Here is a 22439-nt window from a genome sequence, read left to right as displayed (position 1 = left end):
CCGAGGGGTCATGATGTCGACCGAACTGGAAACCTCCGCCGAGGCGGAACAAGTATGGAACGTTCTCGCCGACGGGTGGAGTTACGCCACGTGGGTCGTCGGTGCGTCGCGCATCAGGGCGGTGGACGATCGCTGGCCCGGAGAGGGCACCCGGATTCATCACTCGGTCGGTGTGTGGCCTCTGGTGCTGAGCGACCACACGAGGTCGGTGGCCGTACACGAGGGCCGCGAGCTTCGACTCGAGGCGCGCGCACTGCCGTTCGGTACCGCGAGCATCACCCTGCGACTGCATCCGCTCGCCGCCGGGTGCCGGATCGAGATGATCGAACACGCCCTGACACCACCGTTCACTCTCGTCCCCGACGGTGTTCAGCATGCGATGGTGCATCCTCGTAACAAAGAAGCGTTGAAACGACTCGCTCTCCTCGCCGAAAGGTCGTCGTCCCCCACATGAGCATCACCACTGCCGACGCCGTCGTGATCGGCGCAGGACACAACGGCCTCGTCGCCGCTGCCGCGCTCGCCGACGCAGGCTGGGACGTGGTGATCCTGGAAGCGGCACACGAACCGGGCGGTGCCGTCCGCAGCGCCGAACTCGTTCCCGGCTACACCAGCGATCTGTTCAGCGCGTTCTACCCACTCGGTGCCTCGTCCCCCGCGATCACCGCACTCGAACTGGAACGGCACGGCCTTCGGTGGTTACGCTCGCCCGCGGTGTTCGGCCACGCACGGTCCTCGCTCGACGAGAATGCCCCGATCGTTCACAACGACGTCGCCGACACTGCCGCAGCACTGGCCGAGTACGACTCGCGGGACGGCGACGCCTGGTTCGCGCTGTACGAACAATTCACGCGCATCAAGAAACCGCTGCTCGACGCGTTCTTCGGCCCCTTTCCGCCGGTACGCGCCGGTACATCGCTCGCGCGGAATCTCGGTGCCGCCGACCTGCTCCGGTTCGTGCGATTCATGGCACTCCCGGCCCGCGTCATGGCGCACGAATCGTTCCGCAGCACCGCCGCGCGCTGCCTGCTCCTCGGCAACGCCATGCACGGCGACGCGCCGTTGGATGCCCCCGCAAGCGGTGCGATGGGGTACCTGCTGACGATGCTCGCGCAGGACGTCGGGTTCCCCGTTCCGCAGGGCGGCGCGGGGCGGTTGACCGAAGCGCTGGTGCGACGGGCAGGCAAGGCCGAACTGAGGTGCGACAGTCCAGTGACGCGCATCGGCGTCGAGAACGGTCGAGCGAGAACGGTGCACACCGCATCGGGCGACACCGTGCGCGCGAAACATGCGATCATCGCCGACGTTTCGGCGCCGATGCTGTACGAGACGCTTCTTCCTGCCGATTCGGTGCCGAACCGGCTCAGGAAGGATCTCGAGAACTTCGAGTGGGACACACCGGTCGTCAAGATCAACTACGCGCTGGATCGGCCGATCCCGTGGCGGTCGAAGAGCCTGTCGCTCGCCGGCACGATCCACCTCGGCGCCGACGACGACGGCCTACTGCGGTGGACGACCGATCTGACGACGGGAGTACTGCCCAAGCGTCCGTTCATGTTGTTCGGACAGATGACCACCGCGGATCCGTCGCGATCACCCGAGGGCACCGAAAGTGCTTGGGCGTACACACATCTGCCGCGCGGGGTGACCGACAACGAGTCGGCCGACACCATCGCCGACCGTGTGCACGATGTGCTCGAGGAGCACGCACCCGGCTTCGGCTCGTCGGTCGTCGGGCGTGTCGTGCAACGACCGAGCGATCTGGTCGACGCCGATGCCAACCTGTTCGGCGGCGCGGTGAACGGCGGCACAGCTCAGATCCAGCAACAGCTGATCTTCCGGCCGACACCCGGTCTGGGAAGGCCGGAAACCGTCGTCGAGGGATTGTTCCTCGGTAGTTCGTCCGCCCATCCGGGCGGCGGTGTTCACGGAGCTGCAGGGATGAATGCGGCGCGAGCCGCACTGGGGCAGCAGGGATTGCTCGGCGCCGTACGCAAGCGGGTGACCAGTTCTTTGCTCGAACTGGTCACCCGATGAAGTGCTCGAAAGATGAAGTGCGGAACTGAAATCAACCCAGCGCTTAAATCAACCCAGCGCTGAAATCAACCCAGCGCTGAGGCTACCGAGGTGAACCTTCGGACGGCAGGCACGACGTTGGCCGCTTCCAGGAGCCGGTACACCGGGTGTCCTTCGACAAGGCACCACGAAGTGCCCGCTTCGGCGACGGCGTCGTCGAGTGCCGCAAAGACCTGAAGCCCGGCGATAGCGAAGAATCCGACGTCGGACAGGTCGAACACCACACGCTGACCCTCGGCGACACACGAGCACACGTAGTCGGCCAGAATCGGCGCACTACGCATGTCGATATCGCCGTGCACCGTGACGACGAGTGCACCCTCACCGGCCGGCGCCGAACTGAATATCGCTCCGGTCTCAGCTACGGATACCGAACTACTGCTTGCCGAACTACTGCTTGCTGGTTGCGTCCGCGTCGGACGCCCACCGTTCAATCCTTGTGGAGTAACAGTCATTGCCAATCCCATCGTCGATCGATTGGGAGGGAGACAATTCGAATGCGACAGACTCGCGTCGAGCCGATGGACGGCTGACGATCTCGATGTGACGCTGACGGTCGTGCTTGCCTCGGGCGTCTCCCCCGACGGCTGTTAGCTCAACCGGTTCCAACCCTACGTCAATACCGGCCATCCGTATAGCCGCAAACGTTTCACCCCTGCTCGGACGGGGCATGCGGGGCACCGAGCGGACGCCAGTCCTCGATCAAGGGAGAAGCACCATGCGGGCAGTAACGTGGCAGGGAAAACGCAAGGTCAGTGTCGATACGGTTCCCGATCCACGTATCGAGCTCGCAACCGACGCGATCATTCGAGTGACCACCACCAACATCTGCGGTTCCGACCTGCATCTGTACGAGGTTCTCGGCGCTTTCATGGCTCCGGGGGACATCCTCGGACACGAACCTATGGGTGTCGTGGAGGAGGTCGGTTCCGAGGTCGGCAACCTTGCGGTCGGCGACCGAGTGGTGATTCCGTTCCAGATCTCGTGTGGCCACTGTTACATGTGCAACTCGAGCCTGTTCACCCAGTGCGAGACCACTCAGGTTCGTGACGAGGGAATGGGCGCAGCGATTTTCGGTTACTCCAAGCTCTACGGATCGGTGCCGGGAGGGCAGGCCGAGTACCTCCGGGTACCTCAGGCACAGAATACTCACATCAAAGTCCCTGTCGGACCTGATGATTCACGCTTCGTTTACCTGTCGGACGTGTTGCCGACGGCATGGCAGGCCGTCGAATACGCATCGATTCCGGACGGCGGTTCGGTCACCGTCCTCGGCCTCGGACCCATCGGCGACATGGCTGCTCGCATCGCAGCGCACAAGGGATACCGCGTCATCGCGGTCGACCGGGTTCCCGAGCGCCTGCAACGCCTGGCCGCACGCGGCATCGAGGTGTTGAATCTGGACGAGCACGGCAAGAATCTCGCCGACGTCATCCGAGACCGAACCGACGGGCGGGGTACCGATGCCGTCATCGACGCGGTCGGCATGGAAGCACACGGCTCCCCCGTTTCCAAACTGGTGCAAGATGTTACGGCGCTTCTTCCCGACGCCGTGGCCGGACCCATGATGCAGAAGGCGGGTGTCGACAGGCTCAGCGCCCTCTACAGTGCCATCGACATCGTCCGTCGGGGCGGAACGATCTCCGTCATCGGGGTGTACGGCGGCATGGCCGATCCGCTACCGATGCTGACGTTGTTCGACAAGCAGATTCAGCTGCGCATGGGGCAGGCGAACGTCAAGAAGTGGGTCGGCGACATCATGCCGTTGCTCACCGACGACGACCCGCTCGGCGTCGACACCTTTGCGACGCACGAACTTCCACTCGACCAGGCGCCGCACGCGTACGAGATCTTCCAGAAGAAGCAGGACGGTGCCGTCAAGGTCTTGCTGAAGCCATGACACATGTGCGGCTGGTCAAGAACGGGCCTCTCATGATCTCCGGGCCCGTCGAGGTCGAGATGCCCGACGGCGACATCGTCGAATCCGACCGAGTGATGGTGGCACTGTGCATGTGTCGCCGCAGCAAGACCTACCCGTTCTGCGATACCAGCCACCGCAAGCGGAGCTAGAGCGTCCACCGGCGGAGCATCGCCTCCGCGAACCGGTCCTCGACGAACGTCAGTGCACGCATCCCGAACACGATGTCCGCTTCGAGTTCGGGATGCGTCACCAGGAGCGAGCCGACGACGTCGTGGCGCAGTATCTGTTCGTGGACGGCGTCGGCCTCCACGTGCTCGGCGTAGAACCGGATACACGGTTCCGGCGCATCGAGTCGTCGTAGAGCCGTCACCAGGCGCGCCGCACTGGGCGACGACGTGATCTCGGTTGCGGCGAAGTGTCCGACGACGGCTCCGCGCAGCGAACGGTGAAGCCCGAAGAGCGACATCAGGTTCACGATCGCGAGCATCTCCGGCGCCGCAGAGTCGATGTATCCCAGGTACGAGGTATCCATCCCGGCCGAGTGCATGGCGTCGACGAACAGACGCTGGTGCATGTCCACCCCTGCGCCCGCGCCGAACTCGTCGTACTCGACGGCGACGAAGGACGCTTTCGTCTGACCTGTCAGCCGCGGAATCGCCCATGCATGCGGGTCCGCTTCCTTGAGGTGGTAGAGCGATCGATTGGCCAGATACTCCTGCATCTGCGCCCACGACGCGTGGTCACGCAGGTACCACGACGGCCCTGTGCCCGATCTCGGTTCGATCGACATCGCGTCCATCTCGGCGACGGCGTCATCCCCTGGCTCGACCGATTCACGTACGCGCGCCAGGAATCGATGCTCCAGGACTGCACGCAACCCGAGCAGATCGACGTTCCATTCCCACTCGTCGTCGACGTCCTCGAAACCGCGATAGTGCAGCTCGTAACAGATGTAGAGGGCCAGCTGCACATCCGCGCCGAGCGGGTCGACCCCGCCGGGAACGGCCGGCAGCACCGTCGCTGTCGACGGGTCACCTGCCAACGCGTCGATCACCGCGGCAGATACTGGCCCGCAGGAGGCGGGAAGCCTGCCGGGCCTTCCCGAATCGACCGATTCGGCAACGGAGGCTGAGGAAGTCATGGCAGGCAGTTACCCGCGCGCCGAGCCTTCGAAACCGGTCAGTCGCTGCGCGCGTTCTTCTTCAGCTGCGGAAGGAGCTCGCTGTGATGAGCACGCATCGCGTCGATCAGCACCGAGAACACACGATGTGCCGCAGCAAGATCCGAGTCGGGGACCGCGGACAACGCAGAATGCGTACGCGCCCCGAGCGGCCCGAAGAACCCACGCGCGACCTCCATGCCGTGCGTGTCGTATCGCAGAATCACCTTGCGACGATCGCGCTCGTCCTTCTCACGCCTGATGTGACCCGACTCGATCATGCGCTCGACGAGATACGTCATCGCCGCCGACGTGAGACCGAGCTGTGTTCCGAGTTCGCCCGCGGTCAGGGGCGTACCGTCGACGTCGGCGACCATGATGAGCAACAGAGCTCTGAAATCGTTACGCCTGAGCTCGTGCAGAGAGCCGAACGCGCGACCGATCTCCTCGGAGACGGCCGAAAGCGCACGGACATCCGAGGAGATGTGGGATTCGAGCTCGTTGCGGTCGGGCACGGAGGACCTTTCATCGTGGGGCCGCGTCAGACTATCGCGACTCCCCTCCGACAGTTCTCTCAGTTGCTTAAACATTAAGTTGATGAGATTGTTTGTGCGTGAACTTCTGGTCCCGATTCGCCCGAATTGTCAGCTCTCGCCGCTCGTGGGCTCTGTCGCTCGCCGTGATCATCGCCTCGTTCGGCTTCATGGCCCTCGTCGGAGAGAACGAGTCAGCAGGTCAAGCCCCTTCGTCGGTACCGACCGAGGCGGACTCGGCGCAGGTCACCGAACTACTGACACAGTTCCCCGGCTCCGACACCGCACCGGTCATCCTCGTGGTCAGCAGGGACGACGGAGACGCACTGACCCCGGTGGACCTCGCCGCAGGTCAGCAGTCCCTGGATCGACTGTCCGATGCCGGGACCCCGCTCGTCCCGGCTCCCGACGGCCAGGCCGCCCTCGGAATCGTCCAGGTCGAGAAGTCACTGTCCGGTTTCTCGCTGAACGACACCGTCACCACGCTTCGTGCCGCGGCCGTCGACGGCCTACCCGACGGACTGACGGCCCAACTCACCGGCGGACCCGCCTTCGGCGCGGACATCGCCGACTCGTTCTCGGGCGCCAATGTCACGCTGCTCGCGGTCACCGCCCTCGTCGTCGCGATCCTGCTCATCATCACGTATCGGTCCCCGATTCTGTGGCTGGTGCCGCTCGTCGTCATCGGCCTCGGCGATCGCGTCGCCACCTCGGTCGGTACGGCGCTGGCCGAACTGACGGGACTGTCGTTCGACGGTTCGACGTCGGGCATCACCAGCGTCCTCGTGTTCGGCGCAGGCACCAACTACGCCCTGCTTCTGATCTCTCGCTACCGCGAGGAGCTGCGGCAGGACTCCGACCATCGCAGCGCACTCGAACGTGCCGTGCGGCACGCAGGCCCCGCCATTCTCGCGAGCAACGCGACGGTGGTACTGGCATTGCTGACGCTGCTGCTCGCCATTCTGCCCAGCACGCGCAGTCTCGGTGCTCTCGCCGCCGCCGGACTCGTGGTCGCAGCGTTGTTCGTCCTCGTCGTACTACCGCCCTTGCTCGCGCTGTGCGGCCCGAAGTTGTTCTGGCCGTTCGTTCCACGCCCCAGCGACGCGGACACCGCAACATCCGGCGTCTGGCACTCCGTGGCTGCCGCGGTCGCCCGGCATCCAGCCCGGACGGCGTCGATAACGATCGCCGCATTGATCGCCTGTGCCGCAGCACTTCTCGGTACCGGGATCGGCCTGTCTCAGACCGAGCAGTTCCGCGTCGCCGCCGAGTCGGTGGAAGGATTCGAGACGTTGTCCGAGCACTTTCCGGCCGGGATCGCCGACCCGACGACCGTCGTCGCGCCGACAGCGTCCGCCGCCGATGTCGAGGCTGCACTGGATTCGGCAGCGGGCGTCGGCTCGTTCACCAGGGAATCCGACTCGGGTACCGGCCTGACGCAGTGGTCGGTGGTCACCGACTCCGCGCCTGCGTCCGACGGCGCTTTCACCGCAGTCGAATCCATGCGCGCCGGCCTCGGCGACATCCAAGGCGCGCTCGTCGGCGGCAGCGACGCGCAGGCGCTCGACATCTCCGACGCGGCCGCCCGCGACCGACTCGTCGTCGTCCCGGCGATTCTGGTCGTCGTACTCGCGGTGTTGATGGTTCTGCTGCGCGCGCTGGTCGCCCCACTGGTACTCGTGGGCACGACCGTCCTCAGCGCACTCGCCGCGCTCGGCGTCGGGAGCTGGGTCAGCCTGCACGTCTTCGGGTTTCCCGCGCTCGATGACAACGTTCCGCTCTACGCCTTCCTGTTCCTCGTCGCTCTCGGCGTCGACTACACGATCTTTCTCGTGACTCGCACCAAGGAGGAGACCCCGGCGCACGGCACGCGCAGCGCCGTCGTCCGTGCCGTCGGCGCGACGGGCGGGGTCATCACCAGCGCAGGAATCGTGCTCGCCGCGGTATTCTGCGTGTTGGGCATCCTGCCACTGATCACGTTGACGCAGCTCGGAATCATTGTCGGCCTTGGCATTCTGCTCGACACGTTCGTCGTCCGTACGCTGGTGGTTCCAGCCCTGTTCACCCTCGTCGGCCCGGGGATATGGTGGCCGAACCGTTTCGATTCCAGCAGTTCCGAAGTGACGGAACAGAAGGAGAGTGTGGCATGAAGATTCGTTCGACAATCACAGGAACACTCGTTGCCGCAGCATGTTCGATGATGCTCGGCGCAGGGCTCGCCCAGGCGGCACCGGCGCCGTCGGGATCGGCGGGATGGGAACCGCTCGCACCGATTCCATCGCTCGACGTCGAGCGGTATCTCGGAACATGGAACCAGATCGCCGCGGTCCCGCAACCGTTCAACCTCGAGTGCGCCCGCGATACCCAGGCCAACTATCAGTTGATCGATCCGGCGAACATTCGCGTCGAGAACACGTGCACCACCTGGACCGGCGAGACCAACCGCATCGTCGGCAACGCGCGAGTCAACGACACCGTGACCAATGCTCAACTGCACGTGAGCTTTCCGGGCGTTCCCACCCAGGAGAATCCGGAGGGACCGACCAATTACATCGTCGCGTACATCGCCGACGACTACTCGTGGGCACTCGTGGGAGATCCACTGCGGACGTCGGGCTTCATCCTGTCGAGGTCCCCGGAAGTGAGCCCGGAGAGGTTCCGCGAGATCCGGGCCGTCGTGGAGTCGAAGGGGTACAACTCGGCATTCATCCTGACTTCCCCCACGCCGGGCGGCGCGACGGATATCAGGCCACTCGCCGCGGTCTGATCGACTACACGGTGTAACCAACTACACGGTGTAACCAACTACTCGACGTTGAGTGCGACTTTTCGGAGCAGACCGGACAGTGTGCGCAGTTCGTCGGGGTCCAGGCCGTCGAGCAGTTCCCGGTCGCGTTCGAGCCGGACCGGGAACACTCGGTCGACGAGTTCTCGGCCCGTGTCGGTCAGCTCGAGCAGAACCACTCGGGCATCTCGTTCGAATCGCAGGCGCTCGATCAGACCCTCTTTCACGAGCCGCTCGGAGATCTTGGTCGTCGATGCGCCACTGAGCAGTGTCACCGACGTCACCTCGCTGGCGCGAAGTGCTCGACCCGCTCGTCGCAGCGCGCTGAGCACATCGAACTCGGCACGCGAGACCCCCATCGGGACGAGCGTCGCGTCGAGCAGGTGGTTCGCTTTCGACGAGATTCGCACGATGCGGGCCAGCACCTCTATCGGCGAGGTATCGACGTCGGGGAACGTCGCGGACCACTCACGCCGTACCTTGTCGACGAAGTCCCCACCCGAGTGCTGCGCCGGAATCATGACCGCAACCCTACGACTTCTACATTTAGTTTACTAGTGAAACATATGTAAACTAGTGCCGGTGACCGCAACGATCGACCGACTCCACCACTCACGCTCCGCACTCGCCCACGCCGTATCGGGCCGGACATGGCGTCAGGCGTTCACACTCGGGCGCTCGGATTCGAGTGTGGCTCCTGCCGTCCGAGTCGGCATCGTCGTCGCCGTCGTTCTGATCGGCGGAGGACTACTCGGCCGTGCGGATCTCGCAGGCTTCGCCGCACTCGGCGCACTCTGTTCGACCTTCGCCCGGTACGAGCCGTATCCGCGTCGCGCCGGCAAACTCGCGATGGTCGGCGGCCTGACCGTGGTGTACGCGACACTCGGCGCGGTACTCGGCACGGTGACGACGTCGTCGGCGATCCATATCCTCGCGATAGCCGTCGCCGCCGGGATCGGCGCTCTGATACTCGCTGCCTTTGCGATCACCGGCCCCGGCGCGGTCATTCTGATCTTCGCCGCGAGCGCCGCAGTTGCCTTCGCGCACTCGGCCCCGGACGTGCTGACCGTCTTCACCACGGTGACGATAGGAGCCGTCATCGGGTGGACGCTGTCGATGCTGCCCGCGTTGCTGCACCCCGTCGGGCCATCCCAACTCGCGGTTGCCCGCGCTCTCGCCGCCGTCGACACCCGGCAGCAGGCGCCTGCGCGAGCGGCGATCGAGCGAGCCCGAACCGTCATCGCGCTGGGCGGGCGCCGACCGAGCGCGCACAGCCTCGGTCTCGTGACGCTTCTCGACGACGCAGAAGCGCTGCTCGACGCCTGGGCCGAGGGCAAGGACCCGTCGCACGCGCAGGACGTGTTGACGCATGAACGCGCACTTCGAAAGATGCGTAGGTACGACGCCTTGCCGGTGCGGGCGAGGGAACTGCACGCTCGGCCGAGGAACTTTCTCGCGGACGGGCTCGCACAGCTGACCTCGCGGTCACTGGTGGTGAATGCGGTGCGCATCGCCGCGGCCGCGGCTCTTGCCGCGTGGTGCGCCACCGCGGTCGGATTCGAGCACCCATTGTGGGCGACGATGGGCGCGATGGCTGCGATGCAGGGACTGGCGTTTCACTCCACCGTTCAACGCGGTATCCAACGTCTGTTGGGCAATGTCGGCGGCGCGGTGATCGCGGCGGGACTTCTGGCGGCGTCTCTCGGTTACTGGGAGACCGTCGCGGCGATCGTGGTGCTGCAGATCGCCGCCGAGCTGCTCGTGATGACGAACTACGGCTTGACCTCGCTGGCCGTCACCCCGATGGCATTGCTGCTCACCGGCCTGGCCGGCCACCTCGATCCTGCTGTTGCGCTCAGCCGAGTCGCCGACACCCTGATCGGAGTCGTGATCGGAATTGTCGTCGCAGCAGTGACGATCGAGGCGGCCGACCGCCTACATATGCGCTGACCTGAATCAACGCTCACCTTGATCTAACGCAGCACCTCGGCGGCGGGAGTGGACTTCCGCCCGATCAGCTTCTGGAGGTCACCCGAGTCGGTGTCGAGCTCACCGCGGGAGATGCCTGCATCGGCACTGGCGAGCATGTCGGCAACGAATTCCGGCAGACCCGCGCCCAGCAGGATCTGCTTGTACTCCGCGGGCGGTACGTCCGTGTACTCGACGGGCTTACCGGTGACCTGGGCGATGACGGCGGCGACGTCGCTGTAGGTGAGGTGCTCGTCACCACCGAGCTCGTAGATCTTTCCGCCATGGCCCTCGGTCACGAGTACCTCGACGGCCGCAGCCGCGAAATCGACGCGCGACGCCGCCGCGATCGCACCGCTACCACCTGCGCCGAGGAGCGTCCCGCTCTCGACTGCCTGCGGCACCGAGCTCTGGTAGTTCTCCCAGTACCACCCGTTACGCAGCAGCACTGCGGCCACCGGGGACTCGGTCAGCCTCACCTCGGTCGCGAGATGCTCGGCGGCCAGGCTCACTCCCGAGGTGTCGGCCTTCAGAATGCTCGTGTACGCGATGAGGGACACACCCGCAGCCTCGGCCGCCTCGATGACGTTGGAGTGCTGGGCGACCCGCTGCCCCAGGTCGGACCCGGACACGAGGAGCAGTTTGTCCACGCCGGCGAGCGCCGTCGTCAGCGCAGCTGTATCCGTGTAGTTCGCCACCCGAACCTGCACACCGCGATCCGCCAAGGAGCGAGCCTTCTCCGCATCGCGAACGATGGCGACAACGTCGTTCGCCGCGACTCCCCGGGCTAGAAGTCCGTCGACGACGAGTGCGCCGAGGTGTCCGGTTGCGCCGGTAACTGCTGTGGTCATGCCAACTCCTAAGTTGTGACTTCAAGTTCTCCACCACTATGCACTTACTATTCGTACAGTGCAACTCCTTCGATAAGCGCTGACTGATCTGCATGCGCTATTGTCGAGGTCATGAGTGAAGTGGATGATGCTTCCCTGGCGGCCGACGTCTTCGAGCGACATTGCTCGTCGCGCGAAGCGCTGCAGCATGCAACCAGCAGATGGGGAATTCTCGCCCTCGCAGCCCTCACCGAAGGCGACTACCGATTCAACGCATTGCGACGACGCATCGACGGCGTCAGCGAGCGCATGTTGTCGCAGACTCTGCAGACTCTCGAACGCGACGGAATGGTGATCCGTACCGTGCTGGAAGCCATCCCACCCAAGGTCGAGTACAGCCTCTCCCCGCTGGGCCGCGAGGTCGCCGAGCGACTGACCGGGCTGATCGAACTCGTGGAATCCACTCTTCCTGTCGTCATCGATGCCCGAAAGAGGTACGACGCGCACTGATCTCGCTGTACGGCAAGCCTCGCGCTGTTACCGTCCTGTCGGTGTCAGGAATCCGCAGAAGAACCTTCCTCGCCGCGTCCGGTGTGACAGCGCTCGGCACGCTTGCCGTCCGGCCAGGTAATGCCGTCGCCGCGCCGACAGGTCTCGAGGTCGGCCGCGGCATCGGCGACATGACCGGCGAGCCTCTCGGCGCAGGGATGAACGGTTATGCCGTCCTCGAACAGTCCTCGGCCGGACTCCATCTGCGACAGCGCGCCCGCGCATTCGTGTTCGTCGACACCGCGTCGCAGCAGCACCTCGCGCACGTCACGTGCGAGGTCGGGTTGATGTTCGATTCCATCTTCGAAGAGGTGCTACGACGCCTCGGTGCCCGGTACGGCGAGACCTACCACCGCGGCAACGTGCTCCTGTCCGCGACGCACACCCACGCAGCCCCCGGTGGTACCGATGGTCACCTGCTGGTCGACATCACCACCCTCGGCTTCCGCCCCGTCACCTTCGAATCGAACGTCGCGGGCATCGTCGACGCGATCGTGCGGGCACACGACGACGTCCGACCCGGCGTGCTCACCATCACGACCGGGACACTCGACGACGCGGGTGTCAATCGTTCGGAGCGGGCGTTCAACCGTGACCCCGACGGCGCGCAGTTCCCCGGCAAGATCGATCCACGTTCGGTCAACCTCCAGCTCGCACGCGGAGGCGAGCTCGTCGGGGTGATCAATTGGTTTGCCACACACGGCACTTCGATGAAGGCGACGAATCTCCTCGTCAGTACCGACAACAAGGGCTACGCGGCCTGGCACTGGGAGCGTGCAGTCGCCGGAGTGGACTACCGGAACCCCAGCTTCGTTGCCGCCTTCAGCCAGAGCACACCCGGTGATGTCACCCCGAATCTCGACAAGCAGCCGGGTACCGGCCCGACGGCCGACGAGTTCGAGAACACCCGCATCATCGGACTGCGCCAATTCGACACTGCGCGAGCCCAAACGGAGACACCGGGAACGACCCTCGACGCGGGGATGGACGTGCGCTGGCTGTATGCGGACTTCTTCGGATACACCGTTCGCCCCGAATTCACCGGAGACGGCCTGACCCACACCACCGCTCCCGCGGCACTCGGCGCTGCGTTCGCCGCATCGAGTCAGGAGGACGGCGGTGGCCTGCCCGCGCTCGGGCTGGAAGAAGGAGAGCGCGGCGGCAATCCTGCTCTCGCAGCATTGAGCTCGGTGATCATGCCCGCCTGGCTGCGCGACGCCCATGCTCCGAAGGACATCCTGCTGCCGGTCGGCTTGATCCCTGGCATCGTGCAGCAGATCTTGCCGTTCCACCTCGCTCGGATCGGGGCCTTCCACTTGTTCACCTGCCCGTTCGAACCGACGGTGGTCGCAGGCGCGCGCCTGCGGACGGCACTGGCGGACACCCTCGGGATCGACCGCGAACTCGTCGTAGTCCAGGGTTACACGAACGGATACGGCCACTACCTCACCACGCCGGAGGAGTACGACAACCAGGATTACGAGGGCGGTGCAACAGCTTTCGGGCGGTGGCAGCTCCCCGCGACCATTCAGATCGCCGTGGAACTGGCGTCGGCGATGCGGGACGGTCTTCCCGCCGCGAGCGGGACGGCCGAGCGCGATCTCACCGGGTCCATTCCGGTTGCGCCGACCGGCAATCCGTTCGTCGACATTCCTACCCCCGGCCGAGCATTCGGCGATGTTTTGATCCAGCCTTCCCCGAGCTATGGCGTCGGGCAGCAGGTGTCGGCGCGGTTCGCCGGTGCCAACCCCAATTCGAATCTGCGACGCGACGACACCTACCTGGCGATCGAACGCGCCGACGGCGCGAGCTGGGTACGTGAGTACGACGACGGCGACTGGTACACCAAGATCCTGTTCGACAACACCGGACCCATCACGGACACCACTGTCGTATGGGATATTCCGCCGGCACAGCAGCCCGGCAGATACCGCATCGTCTACTTCGGTGATGCGCGGTCACCCGACGGTCGGCTGACTCCGTTCACCGGTACGACCGCCGAGTTCGATGTCGTCTGAGCGCCGCGCCATCGGATTGATGGCCGCTTTGACCTTCACGACCGGAATCGCCGACGCGGTCGGCTTTCTCGGCTTGGATCGCATCTTCGTCGGCAACATGACCGGAAACGTCATCGTCCTCGGCATGGGCGTCGCAGGCGGGGACGGTCTGCCCGTACTCGGCCCGGTCGTCGCACTGGTGGCGTTCACGTGCGGTGCAGCAGCCGCGGGATTCACTCTTCGCAGCTGGTCAGGGCGGTGGAATACGCGCACGACGGCGCTGCTCGCAGCGGGCGGTCTTGTCCTCACAGCGGCCGCCGCCGCACTGCTGCTCCTGGACACCGACAATCGGGCGGTGCAGATCGCGATCGCCGCGGCGTCCGCGCTGGCGATGGGCGAACAAGCTGCCGTGGCACGCGCGGTCGCGGTACGCGATATGACCACCGTCGTCGTGACGTCGACCTTGACGTCGTTCGCAAGCGAATCGCTGACGAGCCCGAACGCCGGATCCTGGGTGGCCCGCATCGCCAACCGTCGCGTGGGCGCCATCGCCGCCATCTTTCTCGGCGCACTCGTCGGGGCGGTGCTGTTGCTCGTGCATCCGGGTCTCGCCCTGCTGGCCGCGGCAGCAGTGACGCTTGCCGTCGCCGCCGCCGGGCATCGCTCCATGCGACATTGAACACGTCGACGCACCTGGGCAGTGCGCAAAGTAAAGAGATTGTATAGTTTCTTCCCCTGTGAGCAATGTTCTGATCAAGAGATCGATTGTCGCGGTTGTGACGATGACAGCCCTGGCGGGGTGTAGCGCGGCGACGACCGACGACGCACCGAAGGCCACCGAGACTCGAACCGTCGAGCACCTCTACGGGAGCACCGAAATCCCGGTCGACCCACAGAGAGTGGTGGTTCTCGATGCCGGAAACGTGCTCGAGTCGGTCCTCGCACTCGATGTCACTCCCGTCGCCACCGTCGTCCCCAAGACCACCGGGACCTGGCCGGACTTCATTGCCGAGAAGCTGCCCGACGACGTCACCAGCGTCGGCATGTCCGAGGCCGACGTCGATCTGGAGCAGGTCATCAAGGCCGATCCGGACCTGATCATCGTCACCAGCGAAGACGAGTCGCAGCGCGAGTTCTACGACAACGTCCGCGGGATCGCTCCCACCGTGGCCGTGGGCGACGTCGCCAACGAGTGGAAGCAGACACTCACGATCCTGGGCGACCACCTCGGCAAGCAGGACCGCGCAACACAGTTGCTCGCCGACTACGACGCGCGCGTCGCGGACGTGCAGGCGCAGCTGGGCCCGAACCCGGGAACCGCCAGCGTGATTCGCGTGCGAGCAGACAAGTTGAACTACATGGGACAGGAAGGCGCGTTCATCTGGACGACGTTGCGCGAGGTCGGTTTCCGCGCTCCCCCGACGCAGAGCATCGGCACAGCCGAGGATTCGTTCTTCGAGGTCAGCATGGAACAGACGAACCTGCTGGACGCAGATCGCATCTTCGTCGTCACCGACGGGGCGGCTGCCGAGCCGGGCCAGTTCCTCGACACCGTGCGCACCAACCCGCTCTTCGGTTTGCTGCAGGGCGACATCGAGTATCTACCGTCGAATGCGTACTTGTTCGGCAGCATCATGAAGGCCGACAAGATGCTCGATCTCCTGGAGTCAGGAACCCAGTAGTTCAGGAACCCAGTAGTGTCCTGAGCATCGCCCCGGTCAACCTGACCACCTCGTCCGGATCTGCATCCGACAACGCTTCGAGTGTTCCAGCAGACCGGGCCAGTGCGATGCCCGACAGGGCGGCGACCGCGAGTTGGGCCCTCAGCCTCGGTGATTCGAGATCGGCGTCGGACAGTCTCCGCTCCAGCCCCTCGGTCATGCGCTTGTCGACGCGCGCCGACGCGGCAGCCTGGACCGCGTCGTCGTCGTGCTTGCCGACGACTGCCTGCAACACCGGGCCAGGACCGAGACCGGCCACCCGGCGCAGCGTGTCCTCGATACGGCCGGGGTCGAGGATGTCCGGCAACTCAGGACCGGTGTCGTCGGTCGGCAGCGTCGCGAGATACAGCGCCGCCTTGTTGCCGAAGTATCGGGCGATCAGCGCGGGGTCGGCGCCTGCACGCTCGCCGATCTCGCGGATGGTGGTGCGTTCGAAACCACGCTCGCCGAACAGTTCCGCGGCGGCGTCGAGGAGATCCTGGCGCGTGCGGCTCGAGTTACGGGTGCGCGCCCCGCTACCTGGCATCGTTGGATTCTGCTCGGTTTCTGCCACGGTCGATATCGTAGGCAAAACTGCCCGTTGCGGCAGATTCGACGCTCTCCTCGACCAGCTCGCGCGATGCCCGGCGCCGCACCAACGGCAGCCCGAGGGCCAGCAGTCCGGTCGCGACCCACAGCACGATTCCCGTGAGTGCTGCCGCCGAGTAGCCACTGTCGGCCGGGAACGTCGCGCCCGGAAGTGTGTGCGCTGCGAGGATCGTCGCGCTCAACGCACTACCGACGGCACCGCCGACGGTGCGCAACACCTGATTGACCCCGAGTGCACTGCCCGCTTCGTCTGCAGGCACTGCATTGACGATGAACGCAGGCATGGCCGCGAAGGTGAAGCCGACACCGAGGCCCGCCACACCCATCAACACGAAGACCACCCACAGCTCGGAGCGACCGAAGGCGAGCAACACGAGCGCGACGACGAATGCCGCTGCGCCGAGCGGCATGACGAGGTTCTGGGCCACGTACCTGCCTGCCGCGGGCAGGAGCTTGTTGGCGAGGACGCTGGCGAGCGAGAACGGGACGAGCACCAGACCTGCCACCATCGCCGAGCCGCCGAGTCCGTATCCGGTGTCGGTCGGTGTCTGTACGAATCTGATGACGGACGAGGACAACACGAACATGCCGACTCCCGCCAACAGACCGGTGACGTCCGCGGTCAGCACCGACCTGTTGCGCAGCAGTCTCAGCTGCACGAGCGGGTGTTCGCACCGCAGCTCGTGCCGAACCCACAGTGCGAGGACGACCACGCTCGCCACCAGACAGGCGATCGTCGGCACCGAGGTCCATCCCCATGAACCGCCCATGCTGAGAGCGAGCAACAGCGATGCGAGCCCGGCCCCGAGCGTCACGGCGCCGAGCACGTCGAGCGGATTGCGCGCCAGGTGACCGCTGCTCGGCACGACCACGATCGAGGCGAGCAGAACGGCTGCCGACGCGACCGCGGCCACGAGGAAGCAGGCGTGGAAACCCCAGTAGTTGGCGATGACGCCGGTGAGCGGATATCCGAGACCGATACCTGCCACCGCGGTCACCGACAGCGCGGCCACGCAGGACCGCGCACGCTCGGCGCTCAAATGGTCCCGCGCTATCGCCATCGCCAACGGCATGAGGCCGAGCCCGATCCCCTGGAACGCTCGTCCGACGATCAGCATCGCGAAATTGCCGGGCAGTGCCGCCATCACACATCCGGCCAGCACGATCGCGAGCGCGCCGATGACGACGGGTCGACGCCACGGCCCGTCCCCCAGCCGTCCGATCACCGGAACCGTGACGGCCCCGGCGAGCATCGCGATGGTCAGTGACCACTGGGCACTGGAGAAAGAGACATCGTAGGTCTGCGCGACCGTGGGGATCAGCGGTGCACCGACGCTGCTGACCACTGCGACGATGGTGCAGACCGACACCAGCACGGGTACCAGCGCGCGACTCGACTGAACCTGCACGGTGTCATCAGTCGATGTCATCGGCTGATGATATGCCATGCCGTACGCGTCGGTCGACCGATACCTGCTCACGCTCGGATCTGCGCTCGGCGCGAGAGCGCAGGGCGACGAACGCCTTGGCGCCGAACGGTGCCGCGAACAACATGATGACCAGACGCACCACCTGGACAGCGGCGACGAACGTGACATTGGCACCACTCGAGGCCGAGACCGCGAGGACTGCCGACAACCCACCGGGCGTCGTCGCGAGATATCCCTCCAGAAGCGAGATCCCGGTGGCGTAGGACAGCAGGAGTCCGAGCAGGGCACACAGAACTCCGACGAGGACGATCAGCCCGACCGCCCAGGGGAACACTCGCCCGACGGCTCGCACACTGTCTTCGGTGAATGCGAGACCCGCCTGCCATCCGATGAGAACGAAGGCGATCGGAAGCAGCACCGTCGGTGCCGAGACCGAGGCGTTCCATCCGGACAGCTCGAACGCCATCGACACCGCGAGCGGTCCGAGCGTCGCCGGTGCGGGCAGTCGCATCAGACGCGCCGCGCCGATTCCGACGCCGATGCAGCCCGCGACGACGAGAAAATCCAGGTACCACTGACTTTCACCCGAGCGTGCCTGCGCGACGCCGCCGCTGCCTGCCCCGAAGACCACCGTCGCCACCAACGGCATCGTGACGATGATCAACCCGACTCGTAGATATTGAATGACGGCCACCATGCGTTCGTCGCCGCCGAGCTCCCGTGTCACTGCCACGAGACCCTGTGCGCCGCCCGCGATCATCGACAGCGCGCCGGTCAGCGTATCGACGTCCCGGTGCACGGCCAGCAGAAGTCCCGCGGCCACACTGACCACGAGTGTCGCGGCGCAGACCCCGAGTGCGGGCAACCAGCTCGAGCCGAGCGCCGACAACGTCTCGGTATCGACCATCAGACCGATGCTGACGGCCAGAATCCCTTGCGCGAGCATGCCCGCCGGCTTGGGAACGCGGCTCGGGCCGATGCCGCGGACGGCGAAGCCCGCGGCGACCACCAGCGAAGCGAACAATGCCGCCGCCGACAGGCCGAGAGCCGCGAGAGCGGCCCACACCACGATGGTTGCTGCCAGAAGAGCTACCCATCGGAGCATGGTTTTTCGCATACACTAAGGCTACTCTTATCAATCTGTCGGTCAAACCGGGCAATCCCGACTTCGACGCTACAGTTGTGCGTACTAATTTTTAACGGGGAGGAACGATATGAGCGCAACCGAGCTACGGGAGGCGATGCTCGCGTTGACCAGAAGACTGCGCAGGCAGCGTCCGCAGCATTACCTGACGCCGAGCCAGATGCAGATCCTCGGCGACGTCGAACGCTCCGGCGGATCGAGTGCACCGGTGGACCTCGCGGCTCTGCAAGGCGTGCGGATCCAATCGCTCACGAGCAACCTGAACACGCTCGAAGCCGAGGACCTGGTCACCCGATCCCCCGACGTCAACGACCGGCGACGACTGCTCATCCGCATCACGGACAAGGGGACATCACTCGTCGCCGCCGATCGGTTACAGCGAGATCGGTGGCTCGCCGACGCGATGAGCTCCGAACTCACCCCACTCGAATGCGACGTGCTGCATCTGGCAGCGCCCATACTGTGGAAGTTGGCCAGGACGCCGGAATCCACCGATGCTGTTGACCTTTCCGACCGTTCTGGTGGAACATGAGGTGCATTTCACCCCCGTCAGCGGCCGTACACGGTCGCGCCCGCGAACAGGAGTCGGTTTCCCGATGATGTCCTACCTGCTGTACGACCTTCTTCTTCCACAGGTCGGTCACGACATTGCCGCCTACTGGGCCACACTGCTCGTCATCGGTCCCGTCTAGACGGCGATGGGCAGGAGTCGCGTCAGAACATCCGACAGCGTCACCACACCGACCGTGCGGTCTCCGTCGACGACGACCGCCAGGTGACTGCTCGTCTCTCGCATGGACGCCAGGGCCACGTACACGGGAGTGTCCGACGCCAACGTGAACACCGGGCGAGTGACCTCGGCGAGATCGACATTCCCGTTCAACGTGTCACGCACGTGCACGACGCCGCTGACGATCTCACCGTCGCTGACGAGGATGCGCAGATGCCCCGACGCGAGTGATGCGGCGCGGACGTCGTCCATGCTCGACGACGCCGGAACCGAGGTCGGCAGGCCTGGCGTGCGGATCAAGTCGCCCACCACCAGGTTCTGCAGCTCGAGTGCTACCGAGATCTGTACCGAGTAACTCGCATCGAGCGCCCCGACGTTGACGGAGTGCTCCACGAGCTGGCGCAGGTCGTCCGGGTTCTGCCCCGACGCGACCTGATCGGCCGGTTCGACGCCCACTTTCCGCAGGCACCAGTTGGCCATTCCGTTGAGCGCGACGAGGATCGGCCGCGTCAACCACATGAAACCGCGCATCGGAATCGCGAGCATCGTCGCAGACTTCTCCGGATGCGCGATCGCCCAGGACTTGGGCGCCATCTCGCCGACCACGAGGTGCAGGAACGTGACGATGATCAGCGCGAGCACGAAGCCCGCCACATCGGCCACCCAGTACGGGACGCCCCACGACTCGAAGGCGGGCGTCAGCCAATGATGCACCGCCGGTTTGGTGGTCGCGCCGAGCGCGAGGGTGCACAACGTGATGCCGAGCTGCGAGCCCGCCAGCAGAACTGTGAGCTCGCTCGAGCTGCGTAGCGCCGCGCGGGCGGATCTGCTCGTGGCAGCGGCATCTTCGAGTCGGTGTCGTTTTGCCGCCAACAACGCGAACTCGACCGCGACGAAGAATGCACTGGCCGCGATGAGACCGACGGTGACGGCCAGGACGATCCAGGGATTGCTCATCGGTGATTGTCCGTTTCTCGCTCGTCTGCGGCGTCGCGCTCGGACGCACCGTGCGCGCGGACACCGAGTTCGAGTCGAACCAGGGATGGAACGTAGTTGTCGATCTCGAGCACGTCGAGCATCACGAATCTCTCGGGCACCTCGTCGTCGTCGTTCACCAGATCGGCCGAATCCGCCGGAAGTGCGACCTCGATGCTCGTGCCGACACTAGGCAGTGAACCGTGATGGGCGATGACAAGACCTGCGATGGTCTCGTAGTCACCGGCGGGCAGATCGTGGTCGATCGACCGTTCCACCTCGTCGATGTGGACCTCCCCGCCCATGGTCCAGGTTCCGTCCTCGGCAACGACGGGAGTGGGATCGACGACGCCGCGGTCGTGCTCGTCGGTGATCTCGCCGACGAGTTCCTCCGAGAGGTCCTCGATCGTGATGACGCCGGTCATTCCGCCGTATTCGTCTATCACACAGGCGAGTTGATTCTTCGAGGAGCGAAGCTCGCCGACGGCGTCGGGCAGAGTCTGGGTCTCGGGAAGTATCAATGCGGGACGGACGAACTCACGAATCTCGGCATCCGGACGGTCCGTGATCGCAAGAATGTCCAGCAGATGCACCACTCCGACGATCCCGTCGTCGTCGTCCAAGACCGGATAGCGTGAATGCTCTTGCCCCATCAGCGAACTGACGCTCGCCAAGGTATCGCTCGCGCGCACCGTTGCAGTACGGGACCGCGGAATCATCGCGTGCTCGACCGTGCGGGTCGGAAAGTCGAGAATACGATCGAGCAGGTCGGACAGCTCGTCGGGCAGATCCCCCGAATCCTTGGATTCGGCCACGATATGTTCGAGGTCACGCGGTGTCGCCGAATGCTCGACGTCGTGCACCGGCTCGATCTTCAGCGCTTTGAGCAGCAGATTCGAGGCGTGATCGAAAATGGTGATGAGCCAACCGAACAGTTTGAGGTAGATGGTGGTCGACAACGACAACCAGCGGGCGACGGGTTCGGGACGCGCGATGGCGAAGTTCTTGGGGAACAACTCACCGAACAACATCTGCACGAAGGTGGAGAACAGCAACGCCAGCACGGCACCGACGCCGACACCGACTGCGGTGGGAACTCCCACTCCGCCGAGAATGGTGCCGAGCGACTGTCCGATCAGTGGTTCGGCCACGTAACCGACGAGCAGACCGGTCACGGTGATACCGAGCTGTGCACCGGACAGCATGAAGGACGTGCGCTTGGTGACCTGCAGAGTACGCCGGGCACCTGCGTCGCCGGCTTCGGCGCGAGCCTTCAGCCGGGAGCGGTCCACGGTCATGTATGCGAATTCCTGAGCCACGAAATAGCCGGTGACCACAGTGATCAGGAAGACGACGAGGAAGCCGAGCAAGAGGGTGAGAATCACGCTCATTCGCCGGACACCGCCTCGCACGTAGTTTTCGTAGTGCGGGGAGCCGTGTCCGGCCCGGGTTTATCGCTGTCCATGAATCCTCTGCTTGTGGGTGGGGCTGACGTCCTCGACGATACCGAGATGTCCGATTCTAGCGGGTCGCCGATTCCTGGGGAGCTTTCACCACCAGAACCGGAACAGCACTGTCCAACAGAACACGTTGCACGGTGCTCCCCATCAAGAACTTGCCGACCGCGGATCGACGCTTCGATCCGATCACCAGCAGGCTCGCGCCGACGTCCGCGACGAGATCGACGATGGCGCCTGCGGGATCTCCCGCGTCCGGTTCGACTCGAATCGAGAACGAGGCGTCGGCCAGTCCACGGCCGGACAGAATCTGCTGTGTCGCGGAAGTCGTTGCCGCACGGTCTTCTTCGGACACCGACGCCTCGGGCACAACCAACAGGACGGTGAGCCCGAGGCCTCGTAGTTCCGCCTCCTCGACAGCCCGGACGAGTGCCTCACGGCCTTCCGGTGACTCACTTACTACAACAGCTACCGACATACTGGCTCCGATCGGGACGATCTTCGTGAATTGGACTAATGGGACAGAGCCTATCTACTCTCGTGGTGTGACACATCACACCAGAGGTCGAACGCGCG

23 protein-coding genes are annotated in these 22439 nt (G+C 65.0%); 12 read left to right on the top strand and 11 right to left on the bottom strand.

Translation table 11 applies throughout. The features are described 5' to 3' along the window. Positions 1-13 precede the first annotated feature (13 nt). Together RY1_RS21045 and RY1_RS21040 are read left to right on the top strand one after the other, a co-directional pair. Complete coding sequence (locus RY1_RS21045) at positions 14-454, top strand: SRPBCC family protein (protein ID WP_072806016.1); 441 nt, start codon at positions 14-16, stop codon at positions 452-454. Next, positions 451-2037, top strand: a complete 1587-nt coding sequence (locus tag RY1_RS21040; protein ID WP_072805972.1) for a phytoene desaturase family protein — start codon at positions 451-453, stop codon at positions 2035-2037. Before RY1_RS21045 ends, RY1_RS21040 begins: the two co-directional genes overlap by 4 nt. Before the next feature lie 65 nt (positions 2038-2102). Here the strand turns inward: RY1_RS21040 and RY1_RS21035 are convergent, their stop codons facing one another. Next, positions 2103-2531, bottom strand: coding sequence for an STAS domain-containing protein (locus RY1_RS21035; RefSeq protein ID WP_084727661.1), 429 nt, complete (start codon positions 2529-2531; stop codon positions 2103-2105). A gap of 263 nt (positions 2532-2794) precedes the next feature. Between RY1_RS21035 and RY1_RS21030 the strand changes: the two genes are divergently transcribed. Together RY1_RS21030 and RY1_RS21025 are read left to right on the top strand one after the other, a co-directional pair. Continuing rightward, positions 2795-3976 (top strand): zinc-dependent alcohol dehydrogenase, encoded by a 1182-nt coding sequence (locus RY1_RS21030; protein WP_072805970.1) that lies wholly within the window; start codon positions 2795-2797, stop codon positions 3974-3976. Continuing rightward, positions 3973-4146, top strand: a complete 174-nt coding sequence (locus RY1_RS21025) for a CDGSH iron-sulfur domain-containing protein (RefSeq protein WP_072805969.1) — start codon at positions 3973-3975, stop codon at positions 4144-4146. Before RY1_RS21030 ends, RY1_RS21025 begins: the two co-directional genes overlap by 4 nt. On the opposite strand, the gene RY1_RS21020 is transcribed toward RY1_RS21025, so the two are convergent. Further along, positions 4143-5138, bottom strand: coding sequence for an iron-containing redox enzyme family protein (locus RY1_RS21020; protein WP_072805968.1), 996 nt, complete (start codon positions 5136-5138; stop codon positions 4143-4145). The genes RY1_RS21025 and RY1_RS21020 overlap by 4 nt on opposite strands. Before the next feature lie 38 nt (positions 5139-5176). Next, positions 5177-5671: a MarR family transcriptional regulator gene (locus RY1_RS21015; protein WP_072805967.1), complete on the bottom strand. Its 495-nt coding sequence runs from the start codon at positions 5669-5671 to the stop codon at positions 5177-5179. A gap of 188 nt (positions 5672-5859) precedes the next feature. Between RY1_RS21015 and RY1_RS21010 the strand changes: the two genes are divergently transcribed. Next, positions 5860-7839 carry an MMPL family transporter gene (locus RY1_RS21010; protein ID WP_174565440.1) on the top strand — a complete coding sequence of 660 codons (1980 nt, stop codon included), beginning with the start codon at positions 5860-5862 and terminating at the stop codon, positions 7837-7839. Continuing rightward, complete coding sequence (locus tag RY1_RS21005; protein WP_072805966.1) at positions 7836-8456, top strand: lipocalin family protein; 621 nt, start codon at positions 7836-7838, stop codon at positions 8454-8456. The genes RY1_RS21010 and RY1_RS21005 overlap by 4 nt, the downstream gene beginning before the upstream one ends. 38 nt (positions 8457-8494) lie before the next feature. Here RY1_RS21005 and RY1_RS21000 read toward each other — a convergent pair whose 3' ends face one another. Further along, positions 8495-8995 carry a MarR family winged helix-turn-helix transcriptional regulator gene (locus tag RY1_RS21000; RefSeq protein WP_072805965.1) on the bottom strand — a complete coding sequence of 167 codons (501 nt, stop codon included), beginning with the start codon at positions 8993-8995 and terminating at the stop codon, positions 8495-8497. A 55-nt stretch (positions 8996-9050) separates the two neighbouring features. Here RY1_RS21000 and RY1_RS20995 point away from each other — a divergent pair, with 55 nt between their 5' ends. Beyond that, positions 9051-10424, top strand: a complete 1374-nt coding sequence (locus RY1_RS20995) for an FUSC family protein (protein WP_072805964.1) — start codon at positions 9051-9053, stop codon at positions 10422-10424. A gap of 23 nt (positions 10425-10447) precedes the next feature. On the opposite strand, the gene RY1_RS20990 is transcribed toward RY1_RS20995, so the two are convergent. Continuing rightward, complete coding sequence (locus RY1_RS20990) at positions 10448-11293, bottom strand: SDR family oxidoreductase (RefSeq protein ID WP_072805963.1); 846 nt, start codon at positions 11291-11293, stop codon at positions 10448-10450. Between the two features lie 111 nt (positions 11294-11404). Between RY1_RS20990 and RY1_RS20985 the strand changes: the two genes are divergently transcribed. Genes RY1_RS20985 through RY1_RS20970 form a run of 4 tightly spaced genes read left to right on the top strand, consistent with a single transcriptional unit; the run spans position 11405 to position 15500 of the window. Then, complete coding sequence (locus tag RY1_RS20985; protein WP_072805962.1) at positions 11405-11782, top strand: winged helix-turn-helix transcriptional regulator; 378 nt, start codon at positions 11405-11407, stop codon at positions 11780-11782. Positions 11783-11823: 41 nt separating this feature from the next. Further along, positions 11824-13839, top strand: coding sequence for a neutral/alkaline non-lysosomal ceramidase N-terminal domain-containing protein (locus tag RY1_RS20980; protein WP_281249995.1), 2016 nt, complete (start codon positions 11824-11826; stop codon positions 13837-13839). Beyond that, complete coding sequence (locus RY1_RS20975) at positions 13829-14497, top strand: DUF1275 family protein (protein WP_072805961.1); 669 nt, start codon at positions 13829-13831, stop codon at positions 14495-14497. Before RY1_RS20980 ends, RY1_RS20975 begins: the two co-directional genes overlap by 11 nt. A 58-nt stretch (positions 14498-14555) precedes the next feature. Further along, entirely contained in the window at positions 14556-15500 is a 945-nt protein-coding gene (locus RY1_RS20970; protein WP_245819816.1) for an ABC transporter substrate-binding protein, read from the top strand. A 1-nt stretch (position 15501) separates the two neighbouring features. Here the strand turns inward: RY1_RS20970 and RY1_RS20965 are convergent, their stop codons facing one another. Genes RY1_RS20965 through RY1_RS20955 form a run of 3 tightly spaced genes read right to left on the bottom strand, consistent with a single transcriptional unit; the run spans position 15502 to position 18674 of the window. Next, positions 15502-16092: a TetR/AcrR family transcriptional regulator gene (locus RY1_RS20965; RefSeq protein ID WP_245819815.1), complete on the bottom strand. Its 591-nt coding sequence runs from the start codon at positions 16090-16092 to the stop codon at positions 15502-15504. Next, positions 16055-17557 carry an MFS transporter gene (locus RY1_RS20960; RefSeq protein WP_245819814.1) on the bottom strand — a complete coding sequence of 501 codons (1503 nt, stop codon included), beginning with the start codon at positions 17555-17557 and terminating at the stop codon, positions 16055-16057. Before RY1_RS20960 ends, RY1_RS20965 begins: the two co-directional genes overlap by 38 nt. Continuing rightward, positions 17544-18674 (bottom strand): AbrB family transcriptional regulator, encoded by a 1131-nt coding sequence (locus tag RY1_RS20955; protein ID WP_072805958.1) that lies wholly within the window; start codon positions 18672-18674, stop codon positions 17544-17546. Before RY1_RS20955 ends, RY1_RS20960 begins: the two co-directional genes overlap by 14 nt. Positions 18675-18771: 97 nt before the next feature. Between RY1_RS20955 and RY1_RS20950 the strand changes: the two genes are divergently transcribed. Further along, entirely contained in the window at positions 18772-19233 is a 462-nt protein-coding gene (locus tag RY1_RS20950) for a MarR family winged helix-turn-helix transcriptional regulator (protein ID WP_072805957.1), read from the top strand. A gap of 156 nt (positions 19234-19389) precedes the next feature. Here RY1_RS20950 and RY1_RS20945 read toward each other — a convergent pair whose 3' ends face one another. From RY1_RS20945 to RY1_RS20935, 3 genes are all read right to left on the bottom strand, one after another. Next, entirely contained in the window at positions 19390-20388 is a 999-nt protein-coding gene (locus RY1_RS20945; RefSeq protein ID WP_072805956.1) for a hemolysin family protein, read from the bottom strand. Then, positions 20385-21797, bottom strand: a complete 1413-nt coding sequence (locus RY1_RS20940) for a hemolysin family protein (RefSeq protein ID WP_072805955.1) — start codon at positions 21795-21797, stop codon at positions 20385-20387. The genes RY1_RS20945 and RY1_RS20940 overlap by 4 nt, the downstream gene beginning before the upstream one ends. A 130-nt stretch (positions 21798-21927) precedes the next feature. Beyond that, a complete protein-coding gene (locus tag RY1_RS20935) occupies positions 21928-22341 on the bottom strand; it encodes a universal stress protein (protein ID WP_072805954.1) in 414 nt (137 codons plus the stop codon). Positions 22342-22439: the final 98 nt, after the last annotated feature.

It is taken from the genome of Rhodococcus yunnanensis NBRC 103083, from assembly GCF_001895005.1.
GTDB classification, from domain to species: domain Bacteria; phylum Actinomycetota; class Actinomycetes; order Mycobacteriales; family Mycobacteriaceae; genus Rhodococcoides; species Rhodococcoides yunnanense.
The sequence above is the reverse complement of the archived record's forward strand: the minus strand, read 5'-3'. Positions and strand labels throughout refer to the sequence as shown.